Source organism: Arthrobacter bambusae (assembly GCF_030812595.1).
Classification (GTDB): Bacteria; Actinomycetota; Actinomycetes; order Actinomycetales; family Micrococcaceae; genus Arthrobacter; species Arthrobacter bambusae_B.
The window spans coordinates 154,182-168,497 of the sequence record NZ_JAUSSZ010000003.1; the positions used below are offsets into that span (position 1 = coordinate 154,182).

The 14,316-nt window shown below is 61.4% G+C and carries 11 protein-coding genes; 7 read left to right on the plus strand and 4 right to left on the minus strand.

The features are described from left to right. Positions 1–8 precede the first annotated feature (8 nt). Genes J2S96_RS06055 through J2S96_RS06070 form a run of 4 tightly spaced genes read right to left on the minus strand, consistent with a single transcriptional unit; the run spans position 9 to position 5,355 of the window. The gene (locus tag J2S96_RS06055) at positions 9–1,520 is read right to left on the minus strand and encodes an aldehyde dehydrogenase family protein (protein ID WP_306860923.1); all 1,512 of its coding nucleotides are present in this window, start codon (positions 1,518–1,520) and stop codon (positions 9–11) included. Next, entirely contained in the window at positions 1,517–2,719 is a 1,203-nt protein-coding gene (locus J2S96_RS06060; RefSeq protein WP_306860926.1) for an acyl-CoA dehydrogenase family protein, read from the minus strand. Before J2S96_RS06060 ends, J2S96_RS06055 begins: the two co-directional genes overlap by 4 nt. Continuing rightward, positions 2,703–3,962 (minus strand): CaiB/BaiF CoA transferase family protein, encoded by a 1,260-nt coding sequence (locus J2S96_RS06065; protein ID WP_306860928.1) that lies wholly within the window; start codon positions 3,960–3,962, stop codon positions 2,703–2,705. The genes J2S96_RS06060 and J2S96_RS06065 overlap by 17 nt, the downstream gene beginning before the upstream one ends. A 34-nt stretch (positions 3,963–3,996) precedes the next feature. After that, positions 3,997–5,355 carry an aminotransferase class III-fold pyridoxal phosphate-dependent enzyme gene (locus J2S96_RS06070; protein ID WP_306860929.1) on the minus strand — a complete coding sequence of 453 codons (1,359 nt, stop codon included), beginning with the start codon at positions 5,353–5,355 and terminating at the stop codon, positions 3,997–3,999. Positions 5,356–5,479: 124 nt separating this feature from the next. On the opposite strand from J2S96_RS06070, the gene J2S96_RS06075 reads away from it, so the two are divergent. From J2S96_RS06075 to J2S96_RS06105, 7 genes are all read left to right on the plus strand, one after another. Then, positions 5,480–6,919 (plus strand): PucR family transcriptional regulator, encoded by a 1,440-nt coding sequence (locus J2S96_RS06075; protein ID WP_306860931.1) that lies wholly within the window; start codon positions 5,480–5,482, stop codon positions 6,917–6,919. A 260-nt stretch (positions 6,920–7,179) separates the two neighbouring features. After that, on the plus strand, positions 7,180–8,334 hold the full coding sequence (locus J2S96_RS06080; RefSeq protein ID WP_306860933.1) for an alcohol dehydrogenase catalytic domain-containing protein: 1,155 nt from the start codon (positions 7,180–7,182) through the stop codon (positions 8,332–8,334). Between the two features lie 33 nt (positions 8,335–8,367). Beyond that, on the plus strand, positions 8,368–9,855 hold the full coding sequence (locus J2S96_RS06085) for a flavin-containing monooxygenase (protein ID WP_306860934.1): 1,488 nt from the start codon (positions 8,368–8,370) through the stop codon (positions 9,853–9,855). A 110-nt stretch (positions 9,856–9,965) separates the two neighbouring features. Then, on the plus strand, positions 9,966–10,805 hold the full coding sequence (locus tag J2S96_RS06090) for an alpha/beta hydrolase (RefSeq protein ID WP_306860936.1): 840 nt from the start codon (positions 9,966–9,968) through the stop codon (positions 10,803–10,805). 112 nt (positions 10,806–10,917) lie between these two features. Beyond that, positions 10,918–11,058, plus strand: coding sequence for a hypothetical protein (locus J2S96_RS06095; protein WP_306860938.1), 141 nt, complete (start codon positions 10,918–10,920; stop codon positions 11,056–11,058). 506 nt (positions 11,059–11,564) lie between these two features. Next, on the plus strand, positions 11,565–13,103 hold the full coding sequence (locus J2S96_RS06100) for an APC family permease (RefSeq protein ID WP_306860940.1): 1,539 nt from the start codon (positions 11,565–11,567) through the stop codon (positions 13,101–13,103). A gap of 9 nt (positions 13,104–13,112) precedes the next feature. Next, a complete protein-coding gene (locus tag J2S96_RS06105) occupies positions 13,113–14,312 on the plus strand; it encodes a cytochrome P450 (RefSeq protein ID WP_306860942.1) in 1,200 nt (399 codons plus the stop codon). Positions 14,313–14,316: the final 4 nt, after the last annotated feature.

The following is a 14,316-nucleotide window of genomic DNA, read 5'->3' on the forward strand; positions in this document are numbered from 1 at the left end:
TTCCGTTCCTACCCGCGGAGGTAGACCGTGGTCGTGCGTGTGAAAAAATCCTTGGCAGCGCCGCCCTGTTCTTTTGGTCCGATGCCGCTCTTCTTTGATCCGCCGAAGGGCACGTGGGGATCTGAACCGGCAGATTCCGAATTGAGGTGCAGGATGCCCACATCTAGGGTTTCGACTGCTTCCAGCGCTGTCGCGAGATCACGGGTGAACAATGCCGCGGATAAGCCGAGCTCGGACTCTTCTGCCAGACGGAATGCCTCCTCAGTGGTCGCGGCCCGGCGGACCGCCAGGACGGGGCCGAAAAGCTCATCTCGCCAGGCGAGGTTGGTGGATCCGGTTTGGCCCGCTGGGAGTTCAAGCACAGTGGGGGCGATGAAGGCGCCCGGAGTGCCGGCAAGAGGATTCTTCGCAGATGTCCCGGCGACGGCGACGGCACCGGCGTCTACCGCTGCGTCGATAGCGCTCGTGATGGACCTGCGCGCCGCTTCGTTGATCACGGGCCCCATCTGTACTTTCGGGTCAACGGGCTCCCCGGTTTGCCAGGTGCCGAGCCGAAGCGTGAGGCGCTCCAAGAATTCGTCGGCGATGGAGTCCGCGAGAATGAGCCGTGAGGTTGCGGTACATTTCTGTCCAGTGGAGCGGAACGCGCCGAAAAGCACCTGCTCCGAGGCTAGATCCAGATCAGCATCGTCCAGGACCACCGCCGCGTTCTTGCCACCCATTTCTCCTTGCATGGGAATTCCCCGGACTGCAGCTTGGGCTGCCAATGCACGTCCTACCCCTGATGAGCCGGTAAAGGACATGGCATCCACGCCTGGGCTTTGGACAAGGGCTGTCCCGAGAGGGCCGGGGCCAATGATCAAATTGAGTACCCCCGCGGGCAGCCCGGCGGCGATGAGGGCTTCGGCAAAGCGCATGGCGAGAAGTGGGACTGTGGAGGCGGGTTTCCACACCACTGCGTTACCGTGCACCAGCGCGGGAGCGATCTTCCATGCCGGGATGGCGATCGGAAAATTAAACGGGGTGACGATGCCGACGACGCCTAGCGGTTTACGCGTTACGAGGATACGTTCCCCTGGCCGGGGCGAAGCGAAATGTTCCCCCGCGGCGCGGTCACCCTCGGCTGCGAAGTAGCGCAGGATCTGAACTGCACGAAGCACCTCTGCCCTTCCCTCGGTCAGGGTCTTGCCTTCTTCACGGGAAAGCTCCAGGCCGAGTAGGTCAGCTTGCGACTCCAGGATTGCGGCCGCCCGAGACAGGACCGCGCCCCGTTCGTGGATCGGCGTGCGGCTCCAGGCCCGCTGTGAGCCGCGCGCCGCCAGAACGGCTTTGTCGAGATCCTCAAGGACGGCAACGCTGCCTTCGGCAACTACCTCCTCCGGGCGGCTGGGATTGACGGAGGTAAGGTGGCCGCCGTTGCCTGGTACCCAGTTTCCGTCGATGAGGAACCTGAGCTGTGCCGTCCCCGCAGCACCGGGGGCGGTGCCTGACGTGTCGGGTGCAACAACGCCGGCACTCACCGAAAGGCTCCTATACCTGTTAGCTTCTGTCCGAGGATGAGGGTGTGAACCTCGTCGGTACCCTCGTACGTACGAACGGATTCCAGGTTGTTCGCGTGGCGAAGGGGCGAGTGTTCGAGGGTTACCCCGTTGCCGCCCAGGATCGTGCGTGCTTCACGGCAGATTTCGATAGCTTCCCGGCAGTTGTTGAGCTTGCCCACGCTGATCTGATGGTTCTGCAGCTGGCCGGCGTCTTTTAGCCGTCCTAGGTGCAGAGCGAGAAGGAAGCCCTTGTTGATCTCCAGCGCCATGTTCACGAGCTTCTGCTGGGTCAACTGGTAACCGGCCAGGGGCCGTTCGAACTGTAGCCGATTCTTGGCGTAGTCCAGGGCATCTTCGAAGGCGTCGCGCGCGGCGCCCATGGTGCCCCAGGCAATGCCGTAACGTGCTTCATTCAGGCAGGTAAAGGGGCCGCGGAGGCCAGTGACATTTGGCAGCACCGCCTCGGCAGGCAGCCGTACGTCGTCCAGGGTGATTTCACATTGGACAGAAGCACGCATTGATAGCTTCGGCTGGATTGGGGTCGCGGTAAAGCCGCGAGTCTGGGTTGGTACGACGAATCCGCGCACGCCGGTCTCTGTCTGGGCCCATATGACTGCCACCTGGGCTACGTTGGCGAGTCCGATCCACCGCTTGGAGCCGGTCAATATCCAGTCCTCGCCGTCGCGGCGGGCAAAAGTGGCCATGGCAGACGGGTCCGATCCGGCAGTGGGTTCCGTGAGGCCAAAGCATCCGATGGCGGTGCCGGCGGCCATCCGGGGAAGCCATTCCTCTTTCTGCTCCTCAGAACCGTGCTTCGAGATTGCCGACATGGCCAGAGAGCCTTGGACGGAAACGAAAGTGCGTATGCCTGAATCACCGGCCTCGAGTTCGGCAGCGGCCAACCCGTAGTCCACTGCGCTTCTGCCGGCGCAGCCGTATCCTTTCAAGTGCATTCCGAGCAGGCCGAGTTTGGCCAGATCAGGAACGATTTCCAGCGGGAACCGGGCCTCTTCATACCAGCTGGCGATGTTCGGTTTGATTTCCTCCCGAACGTAAGTTCGGACCCGCTCGCGCAGGGCGATTTCCTCGTCCGTTAGAAGGGTATCGAAGGAGATCAGGTCCGAGGCCTCGGGCGCGGCAGCGGCCTCGACGTCGGCAGAGCTAGGGGCGAGAGTCATGATGTGGTCCCTCCTGGGCGTAAACGACTTCTGAATGGGCGGCACTTTGAGGGGTGTAGGTAAACGTTTTGCTTTGGGGGTGGCTCCGTAGCCAGTCCAGCACCTCTGCGGTGTGCTCACCGATGGCGGGTGGGGCTTGGGTCCGGGGCGGCAGTCCTGGCGTCCAGGTGATCGGATGGCGGATCTGGCGGCCGGTAACGTTCCCGTCGGCGTCATGGACCTGTATGGTCGGCTCCAGGCCTAATGATTCGGCGTAAGCGATGCCTTCACCTATGCCGGCCACGCGGCCGGCCGGTACTCCCACAGAAACCAGCCGGTCCTGCCATTCCTTCGCTCCGGCATCTGCGAGCCCGGCTTCCAACAGTGTGACAAGCTCCCGCCTATGCCTGACCCGCGCAGAGTTGGTGACAAACCGGGGATCAGCGGCAAGCTCCGGACTGTCGATGGCGCGGCAGAGCCTGGCGAACTGCGAGTCGTTACCAACGGCAACGGCCAGCGGGTCATCACCCGTGGCAAGAAGTTGATAAGGGACGATGGAAGGGTGGTCATTGCCCAGTCGCGTAGGAGTGACACCGGCGCCGAGGTACGCCTGGCCCTGGTTGGCAAGTGCGCCCTGAAGGCTCGATAGAAGATTGACCTCGATCCGCCTGCCGCGACCCGTGGAATTACGCTCGGAAAGGGCCGCGAGGATACCGATCGTGGCGTCTTTCGCGGTCAGTACGTCGACCAAGGCAACGCCCACTTTATAGGCGTCGCCCTGCGGGTCACCGGTAATACTCATCAGTCCGCCGACAGCCTGCACGATGAAGTCGTATCCGGGCAGATCACGACCGCCTTCCGAGCCGAAACCCGAAATTGATGCGTACACCAGCCCACGGTTCTCCTCGGCGAGTGATTCATATCCGAGGCCCAGCTTGGCGAGCCCTCCAGGTTTGAAGTTCTCCACCAGGACATCGGCGCGGCGGGCCAGTTCCCGGGCAAGCTCCAGGTCTTCCGGGTCGGTCAGGTCAAGGGTGACGGATTCCTTATTCCGGTTGACGCTTTCGAAGTACGTCGCACCTGTCTTTGAGGAAGGTGGCGCCCACTGACGGGTGTCATCCCCGGTTCCGGGACGCTCAACCTTGATGACCCTTGCGCCGAGATCAGCCAGGGTCATGGTCGCGAGCGGACCGGCGAGCACGCGGGAGAAATCGGCGACGACTATCCCCTCCAGCGGTGCGCCGGAGTCCGCTCCCGACCTCATAGCTGACCCCGCCAGGTCCGCCTTCCCCGGAAAATCATGACAATACCGACCGAATGGATGCCTCCAGCACCGCAAGGCCCTCCTCAAGGACGTCCGCTTCTATCCCAAGCGGAGGCAGCAGCCGGATGATGTTTCCGTTGGTCCCGCAGGTAAGAGTCAGGACACCATGAGCGTTGGCTGTCTTCGCGGCCGTGGTGGCAAGGTCTTTACGAGGCCCGGCAGCATCGCTGAATTCGATCGCCATCATTGCACCCCTGCCGCGAACGTCTGCGACGCCGTCAAGTTCAACGAGCGGCTCCAAGCGGCGCCTGACTGCGGCTTCGATGGCAGTGGCGTTCTCCAGAAGCTTGCCGTCTTCGAGGAGTTCGAAGACAGCCAGAGCGGCCTCACAGGCTACAGGGTTACCGGCGTAGGTCCCGCCGAGACCACCGGGGTGGACAGCGTTCATCAGTTCGGCGCGGCCGGTAGCGGCCGAAAGCGGCAGTCCGCCGCCAAGAGCTTTCGCGGACAGTGTGATGTCGCCGGCAATACCTTCGTGCTCGGAAGCGAACAGCGTGCCGGTGCGGCCCATTCCGGCCTGGATCTCATCGATAACAAGTACGATGCCGTGACGGGTCGCAATTTCACGGAGGCCCTTCAGGAACCCGGGGGCTTGGACAATGAAGCCGCCCTCGCCCTGAATCGGCTCGATGACCATAGCTGCGAACGTCTCCGCGTCGTGTTCTGCCAGAAGCGCCTCGATCTGTTCCAGTGCCTTCCCCGGTCCGTCAGGAGAGGTGTGTGCGGGCGCCGTCGGTCCGCGGAAAACTGAGCCCGGCAGAGGTCCGAAGTTGAGCCGGTACGGGTTCTCTTTTGCCGTCATCGCCATCGTGAGCTGGGTACGGCCGTGGTATGCCTCGTCGAAAACGAGAATATTCGGACGGCGCGTAGCCGACCGGGCAACCTTAATGGCATTTTCTACAGCCTCCGCGCCGGTGGTGAACAATGCGGTCCGCTTCTCGAAGTCACCGGGGATGTGCTCGTTGAGCCACCGGCAGACGTCAACGAAGGACTCATATTCGGTCACCATGAAGCAGGTGTGTGTGAAGCGCTCAAGCTGGGCGGCGGCACGCTTGGCCACCTTCGGGTTTGCAGCACCAACGCTGGTCACGGCGATGCCTGAGGCGAAATCAATCAGATGGTTTCCGTCCACATCGACGAGCAGCGCATCCTGCGCGTGGTCAATGAACACGGGCAGAGTGATACCAAAAGCGTCGGTGACGTGCTGGCGGCGCTCCACCTCCAGTTCCAGGGAACGCGGGCCCGGAAGCTCGGTGAGCAGACGGCGCGCCGTGGCCTTAACGGCGGCCGGATCGTTGGCCTGGTTTGCGGTGAGTTCTGATGTGACAGTCATTGGTCCTCCTCGTGTGGTGAAGTCCACCATAGGGACAGTTCGATGACGTGTCGTTGTACGATTCGTCCAAGGATTATCTAGGATCAGTCCTAACGTACAAAGGGTGGTCCCTTATGATTTATTTATGATCACCCTCGCAAGGCTTGTTGAGGCTGCAAGGCGGGACTTGGCGCCCTACTGGCCCATTCCACTGCCCCGCGTTGAACTGACGGGCGTGCACGTCTCCGAGTTGGAGGATCCCACAATGTTCCTCTACGGCGGCGAGCTTCTTCTCACTGTCGGGCTGCAGCTCACCGGCCTTGATGGAGATGCGCGCCAAGAGGCGGCTAAAAACTATGTGCAACGCTTGGTGGAGGGCGGCGTAGCTGCTCTGGGTCTAGGGTTGGGCTCAGGACATGCCATGGTGCCGGACGAACTGCGGGCGGCATGCGTGGATGCTGGCCTTCCTCTTCTGACTATTCCCCGCGAGTCCCCGTTCCTGGCAGTGTCGCGTGCATACTGGGAGCTTGTCAGGCAGGGCGGCGAGGCCGAACTCACCGCCCTGTTAGGGCTTCAGGTGGCACTGACGCGGGCCGCCGCGCAGGATGACGCGGAACCGGAGATCGTCCGGGAATTGTCCCGCGCTCTTGGGACTTGGGTCGCATACCTGCCTGAAGGCGACGGCGCCCCGTCATCGGCTGCCAACGGTGCTGAACTCCCGCCGGGACTGCTGGTCGAACTCACACGGGAATCTGCTATTTTACGTAACGCGCGCCGGGGGGCCACCGGCACTATACAACTGGCCTCTGGTGTTGCTTCTCTCTACCCGGTATCTGATGGTCCGGCCGCCTCGGGCTACCTTGCGCTAGGCAGAAGCGGGCAGCTGGCTGCTGCAGAGCGGCACTTGTTCCTTACCGCATCCACGCTCCTGGCGGCCAGAGCAGCCGGGCACCGCAGCGCTGCGGCCGAGCGTCGACGGGCTGAGGGCATGCTCGCAGCGCTGGTCCTGGAAGGACATGATGATGCAGCGCGGCTTCTTGCAAAGCAGATGGGCTCTGACCCGCTACCCGAAACAGCCTTCGTCGCCGTCCTGCCCGATAGCGAACAGCTGGCGTCGCAGCACGCCCTGTCGGGGCTGGTACTTGAGCGTTCCGGTGTGGTCTTTGTTCTTCAGGCCGCGTCGAGCCCTTATCCGACCCTGCCGAAAGGTGTCCGCGGTGCATGGGGTGGACCTATGCCGCTACGGCGCCTTCACGAAATCGGATCGCAGGTGGCTGAGGTCGCCGCTTCAGCACCCGAGGGCCGACTGATACGCGTTGGTCACGGTCTCGATCTGCCGGCAGATGAATGGGTGGACGAGTTGGCCTCCCATCCCTTGCAGCTACTTGAAACGGTCCGCTCCTACCTGGCGCACCGCGGGCAGTGGGAGGCGGCGGGCCGCGAATTGGGAGTGCACCGGAACTCGGTGCGCTACCGAATTGCCCAGGCTAAGGAACTACTGGGAGTTGACCTGGATGACCCCGACGTAGCAGCCCAGCTCTGGCTCGCCCTTAGAGGCCGCTCTCAAGCAACCGGGAACGGCTAAGTCGCACCACCTGCCGACTGACTCGTGGCCGGAAACCACCGGCCACCGGGCGAAGCGGACCCCGATAAAGCCGCTTATCCTGCGCCGTGCGCCGGATGGGGTTTCCCCTAACCGCTGTTACATTCTGCATTCGTCTCTTCTTTGACGATTCGTTCAAAGGAAAGCGCGGATATCGACTTTTTGCACCGTGACGCAGCACTCTCGGCTGCCTAATCTCAATGGACAGTGCACAGCCTTACTGCACCACTGAGAGGACAATCGTGACGATCGAAGATACGAAGTCAGCCGCGAGGCCGGCCACCGGCACCAGGACCATACGCGGGGCTGTACTTGAGGCCCTAGGCGCAGAGCGCCCCTACTCGGACACCCGTCCCATCCATGTCCAGAGCCTCGAACTCGAAGGTCCCGGCAAGGGCGAGATCCTGGTCCGTATCGAGGCAGCCGGCATATGCCATTCCGACCTTTCCGTCGTCAATGGAAACCGGCCACGACCGGTTCCGATGCTGATCGGCCACGAGGCGGCAGGCATCGTGGAGGAGCTGGGCGAAGGCGTCGATGACCTTGCCATTGGGCAGCGTGTTGTGATGACTTTCCTCCCCCGCTGCGGTGAGTGCGCCGGATGCAGGTCCAACGGCAAAACGCCGTGCGAGAAGGGCACCGCTTCCAATACGGAAGGGACGCTGTTGGGCGGAAACCGCCGGCTCTCCCGCGACGGTGAGCCCGTCCACCACCACCTCGGAGTCTCGGCATTCGCCACCCACGCCGTGGTCTCCCGTCGTTCCGTCGTGCCGGTCGGTTCCGATGTCCCTGCGCACATCGCCGCTTTGCTCGGATGTGCCCTACTCACCGGCGGAGGAGCGATCCTCAATGTAGCCAAGCCGGCGCCTTCTGCCCGGGTAGCCATCGTTGGTCTCGGCGGAGTGGGCATGGCAGCCCTTATTACGGCCGTCGGCACCGGAGTTGAACATGTCGTTGGCATCGATACGCTCCCGGCCAAACTGGAAGCGGCCCGCAACCTGGGTGCCGTGGAGGCCATGACCTCCACTGATGCCTTGGAAGGCGGCAAGAAGTTTGATGCCGTGATTGAAGCGGCCGGGCATCCGCGCGCATTGGAGGCCGCTGTCGCTCTGACCAAGCCGGGCGGCATCACCGTCACTGTCGGGTTGCCGGCACCGGGCCAGTCGGTCGCCATAGACCCGCTGACCCTGACAGCGGAGGCCCGATCGATCGTGGGAAGCTACCTCGGTTCGGCGGTTCCGGAACACGACATCCCCATCTACGAACAGCTCTGGCGTTCCGGCAAGTTGGCTGTTGAAGGCTTGGTTTCAGACACCATCCCGCTCGAAGAAATTAATCGCGCGATGGACACGCTCGATGGCGGCCATGCTCTTCGCCAGATCATCACCTTTTCCTGACCATCCACATTCCAGCTTCAAAGAGAGAACATCATGACCTCCACAAATGACCACATCTACAACGCGCTCATCATTGGTGCAGGATTCGGCGGCCTCGGCCAGGGAGCCCAGTTCGTCCAGGAAGGCATCGAGGACTTTGTGATCCTCGAGCGTGGCAACGATGTTGGAGGCGTCTGGCGAGAGAACACCTATCCCGGCGCCGCCTGCGACACGCAGGCCCTTGTGTATTGCTACAGCTACTTCCTCAACCTCAAGGTTTCACGGATGTTTGCCGGCCAGGAGGAACTCCAGGGCTACCTGCGGTCCATGGTTGAGGAATTCGGGCTCGGCAAGCACATCCACTTCGGCCAGAACATCACCGCTACTGACTGGGACCAGGAGCGCCGACTGTGGACCGTGCACACTGCCGACGGTTCACAATTCCTGACCCGTTCCGTGGTGGGTGCCTGGGGCCAGCTGAACGAACCCAACATTCCCAACTTCCCCGGTACTGAGACCTTCGAAGGCGTGGCGTTCCACTCCGCAAAGTGGCGGCACGATCTTGACCTGACCGGCAAGCGCGTTGCTTCCATCGGCTCCGCCGCAACTGCCGTTCAGTACGTGCCCGAGGTCGCCAAGATTGCTTCAAACCTGACTGTATTCCAGCGTTCAGCGAACTACATCCTCCCCCGTGACCAGTACATCTTCAGCGCTGAAGAGAGCGCCCGCTTCCAGGAAGACCCGGACACCTACCGCCAGCTGCGTCAGGAGATCCACGAATTCCGTGAAGCCGGGTTTGAACGCACCCGCCGTCACACAGCAGCCTCCGAGGAAGGGGTCGAACTGGCCCGCCAGCACCTTGAGGCGCAGGTGTCGGACCCCGAGCTGCGGGCCAAGCTTACCCCCGACTACGACTTCGGCTGCAAGCGCATCCTGCGGAGCGACGATTTCTACCCCGCGCTGACCCGCGAGAACGTCGAACTGGTGACAGAAGCAATCACGGAAATCACCCCTCGCGGCCTCCGCACCGCTGATGGAGTCGAGCACGGGTTCGATGTCATCATCTACGCGACCGGGTTCAAGAGCCACGCATTTATGGGATCCATGCGCGTTACTGGGCGCGACGGTATCGGCCTTGCTGAGCGGTGGGGGAACTCACCGGAGGCCTACCTCGGCATCACCGTCGACAACTTCCCGAACCTTTTCCTGGTCTATGGACCCAACACCAACCTCAACCACAACTCGGTGGTGTCCATGCTGGAGGCCCAGCACCGCTACATCGCCCAGGCGGTCAAGTACCTCGCGGCAGATGAATCGCGGGTTCTGGAAGTGGACCGGGAAGTAGTGGAGAAGTTCAACGCACACGTCCAGGAAGAACTTCAGAAGTCGGCGTTCTCCTCCGAATGCTCCTCCTGGTACAAGAACGAGGACGGACGGGTCATCAACAACTGGTCCGGAACCGTCGAGGAATACCGGGGCCACACCCACGACCTCCAGCTTGACGACTACCTGCAGCTGGCCGAATCCGGACCCTCAAAGTGATACAAGCCGACCAGTTCAGCGGGCGCCCGGTAGCGCCCGACGCTGCAGAGGTCCTGCAAAAATTTCGGGCATCAGGCGGGCGTCCGTTTCACTCCTACGCCGTAAAGCAAGTGCGTGAACTCTACGAGAGCGGATGCGCGGCCAATGGACTGAGCGGTAACCCGCTGCCGTCCGTCACAGACTTCAGCGTCCAGGAATTCAAGGTGCGGGTTTATGATCCCCGTACCGTCGGAGGCCCTACCCCTGCCGTGCTGTTTTTCCACGGCGGGGGGTGGGTCATGGGGAGCCTCTCAACACATGACGGTTTATGCCGCCGTCTGGCCTCGCTGACCAACCTGCCGGTCGTGGCCGTGGATTACAGGCTGGCGCCAGAACATCCATACCCTGCTGCGATTGATGACAGCCGCGCTGCGGCTCGGTGGTTGTTCGGAGCGGGCGCTGAGCACGGCCTGGAAGTTACCGAGGCTGTGCTTGTCGGTGACAGTGCGGGAGGCCAGCTGGCTGCCGTCCTGGTCAACGAAAACGCTTCGACGGCAAATCCCGTGCCCATTGCCGCCCAGGTCCTCATTTACCCCATGGTGGATCTGACCATGTCATCGCCCTCCTACGACCGGGTCACGGCCGGCTTTCCCCTCGTAGCTGACACCATTGCCTGGTTCGCAGACCATTACCTTCCGGAAGGAATTGACCGGACTGCACCGGATGTAAGCCCTGCCCTGAACGAGCCGCCTTCAGGACTGCCCCCCACGTATGTCATAACCGTCGACAACGACCCACTGGTTGATGAGGGAGCAGACTACGCCGCAGCCTTGGCAAAAACGGGCACCGAAGTGCAGTATCAGCACCTCACCGGCTACGCCCACGGATTGTTCACCTCCGCGGGCCGAATCCCCCGCGGAGAAGAAACAATCGACCGGGTCGCTGCCTTTATCAGGGACAGCACTATCTAATCGAGAGATGGACTGACGTCGGTCCGGCGCGAACGCGGCCGACCGCCGTCGACCGCTCAGGCTCAGCACTAATCAATCAAGGACGGCGATCGCCTGCCTCCCACTTGGCAGGTTGTCGCCGTCCCTGGGGTCCCGCACCGCCGTCGACGACGCCGACCTCAACGCCGTCGTCGACGGCGGTGCTACCGCCATCACCGGTGGCTCCCCTGCGGCCGGCGGCGCCAGAACCTCCCATCCACGACCAGCGATCTGACCCTCAAGCCAAAGGTTTTTGATGACAACCACTTTTCATATGCACCCCCAGGGAGGGGAGCGCCTGCATGCAGCCACACAGAGTAGGGGTCTGTCTTACTATCCCGCGGATGCCGCGGGTGGGACCTTGGACGGGTGCGAAGAAGGGTGTCATTACTGTCTTGGGCCGGAAACTGACTGACCCACCCACCTCTCGTTTTGGAGGGCGGCAACTACTGGCGCCTTTTAACATATGCAATTCAATGTTTTACCTGCCTGAAACACGGGCGCACGAAGTACGACATCTGACGGGCCGACACTCATATCTGTCCATTAGAAACCCTGTCATCTAGGAATCTGGATCCAGCATCACTCAGAAAACTTAACCCCACAAGCACTTGCGGTTTCATACATCTAAAACTAGAGTTATGAGTGATGCGGATCACGAATGCGATGGTTCCAGTTCCCCTATATACAGATTTCTTTCCTTCAGCGATAGACGGCAGTGCAGCCGTCCTAAGGAGAACCATGTCCAGTAGTTCCAAGAGTGTCGACCACTCTCAGCTAGATGAAGACGCGCAGCATCTCGCGCGTCTTGGCTACACCTACGAAACCGAATTTAAGCGGGAAATGTCGTTCTGGGGGAACGTCTCTCTCGGTTTCACCTACCTCTCTCCGGTCGTTGGCGTCTACACGCTCTTTGCGTCCTCGCTCGGCCTTGGGGGGCCGCCAATGATTTGGTCCTTCCTGATCGTCGGGGTCGGCCAGTTCTTCGTCGCCCTTGTCTTCGGAGAGATCGTGTCGAACTACCCGGTGGCCGGAGGGATATATCCTTGGGCAAGGCGCCTATGGGGCGCAAAGTGGGGATGGATGACGGGCTGGGTTTACCTCATAGCCCTGCTCACCACGATTGCCGGGGTTGCCTACGGGGCCGGCACATTCCTTGACGCCCTCATTGGCATAGATCCCTCAACAACCTCCACTATCGTCTGTGCCATCGTCCTGATTCTCGCGGCCACCGGTATCAACCTCGGGGGAACAAAGCTGCTTAACAAGGTGGCTATGCTCGGGCTCCTTGCCGAGCTCGGGGGCGCTCTTGTCGTCGGACTGTGGCTTCTGGTTGTTGCTCGAAAGCACGACCTCAGCGTCTTGTTCAACTCCTTCGGGGCAGGCGGTGACGGGAGCAACTACTTCTACGCGTTCGCCGCTGCGGCACTGATTGGTATCTACCAGTACTACGGCTTTGAAGCCTGCGGCGATGTTGCCGAGGAAGTACCCAACCCGGGAGTTCGCATTCCCAAAGCCATGCGAATGACTATCTACATTGGCGGTTTCGCGGCGACCTTCGTCTGCCTCTCCCTGATCCTTGCTGTACCGGACTATGCAGCTGTTATTTCCGGACAAAACACGGATCCTGTCGGCACCGTACTTACCGATGCCTTCAGCCCGATCGGCTATCGTGTTGTTCTCGCGGTCGTGCTGATCTCATTCCTCTCCTGCGTCATGAGCCTCCAGGCAGCGGCCAGCCGTCTCAGCTACTCGATGGCCCGGGACAAGATGCTTCCCGCGAGCCGACTCTTGGCAAAGTTCCAGGAATCGCGCCACGTACCCCCGTATTCCCTCCTGCTCGCCTGTGTTGTCCCAGTGCTTGTCATCCTCGGCTCCGCTGTATCACCGGATGCGCTTGTGGTCATCGTCTCCTTCGCAGCATTCGGCATCTACCTGGGGTTCCAGCTGGTCGTTTTTGCCGCATTGCGGGCTCGACTTAATGGATGGAAACCCAGCGGAGCCTTCAAGCTCGGCAAATGGGGAGTCCCGGTAAATATTGCGGCGCTTACCTGGGGCCTGATTGGTATTACCAACATGGTCTGGCCCCGCACACCCGACAGTCCCTGGTACGTGAACTACTTGGTCCTGCTGTCAGCAGTCGTGGTGGTTGGGTCTGGATTTATCTACCTCTTCGCCCGCAAGCCGTACACGCATAGCGATTCTCCGGCTGCGGATGCCATCCCTTCTGCCCGCACTGCCGGGGAATACGAACCAAGCAAGATCGAAAACTACCTCTGAAAGATCATCGTGACTACACCAACTGCTGAAGCGCCATACCTGGACATTTCCGACCCCACCTTCGCAATGCAGTCCGAAGCACTCCGGAACGCACGTGAACAGAGCTGGTACGCGCGAACGAACTACGGAATCGCCGTCCTCCGGTACGAGGAAGTCAGCAAACTCCTTAAGGATCCACGGCTGAAGCAGGGCAGCGCCCAATGGCCCGAACACCACGGCGTCCACAGTGGACTGTTCTACGACTGGTGGACCAAGAATCTCTTGGTGCTCGAAGGCGAAGACCACCACCGCATCCGCAGGCTTCTCAATCCGGCATTCTCGCCGCGACTGCTGAAGTCACTGGTTCCCAAGTTCCAAGCCCTTGCCAATGAACTCGTAGATGAGTTTATCGACAAGGGCGAATGCGAATTCGTCAGCGACTTCGCTGAACCCTACGCCACTCGCGTCCTTACCATCATGTTGGGCATCCCTGAAGCCGAGTGGCCGACCATTGCCCGACTCGCCTCGACCATCGGGCTCGCCCTCGGAGTGACCCTGAAGCAAGACCTTCACAAGGTTGAAGCTGCACTGGACGAACTGTATGAGTACGCTGAGGCCCTCATTGCGGACCGCCAGGCCAGCCCGGGTGACGACTTCGTCAGCCGGCTGGTGCTGGCCAACCGCGACGGCGACAGCCTAAGCGACGCCGAACTCCGCAATGCCCTTGTGCTCCTGATCTTCGGCGGCATGGACACCACGCGAAACCAGCTCGGCCTTGCGATGCAGTCATTCATGCGAAATCCCGAGCAATGGGAACTTCTGGCTGAGCGTCCTGAGCTTGGATCCAAGGCCGTTGAAGAAGTCATGCGGATCAACCCGACGGTTACCTGGGTGACACGTGAAGCCATTGAAGATTTTACCTACGAAGGCCTTGAGGTCTCCAAGGAAACCACGGTCCACCTGTTCACGCAGAGCGCCGGCACAGATCCCCGTGCCTTCCCTGAGCCGGAGATGAACCTGTTGGGCGAGCACGCACCTCACTACGGCTTCGGAGGCGGTGTTCACCACTGCCTCGGGCATTTCGTTGCCCGGTCGGACATGAGCGAAGCCCTTCCGCTCCTGGCGCGACGCCTGCGGAACCCGAGAATCAACGGCGCCGATGAATGGATGCCGGACTCGGGCAACACAGGCCCCATCCGGCTTCCCATCAGCTTTATCAAGGGCGAATAGCCAA

Bases quoted from the DNA above. Each gene is read 5' to 3' on its own strand.
- J2S96_RS06085 (WP_306860934.1), top strand. From the start codon at position 8,368: ATGACCTCCACAAATGACCACATCTACAACGCGCTCATCATTGGTGCA.
- J2S96_RS06100 (WP_306860940.1), top strand. From the start codon at position 11,565: ATGTCCAGTAGTTCCAAGAGTGTCGACCACTCTCAGCTAGATGAAGAC.
- J2S96_RS06070 (WP_306860929.1), bottom strand. From the start codon at position 5,355: ATGACTGTCACATCAGAACTCACCGCAAACCAGGCCAACGATCCGGCC.
- J2S96_RS06060 (WP_306860926.1), bottom strand. From the start codon at position 2,719: ATGACTCTCGCCCCTAGCTCTGCCGACGTCGAGGCCGCTGCCGCGCCC.
- J2S96_RS06075 (WP_306860931.1), top strand. From the start codon at position 5,480: ATGATCACCCTCGCAAGGCTTGTTGAGGCTGCAAGGCGGGACTTGGCG.
- J2S96_RS06065 (WP_306860928.1), bottom strand. From the start codon at position 3,962: ATGAGGTCGGGAGCGGACTCCGGCGCACCGCTGGAGGGGATAGTCGTC.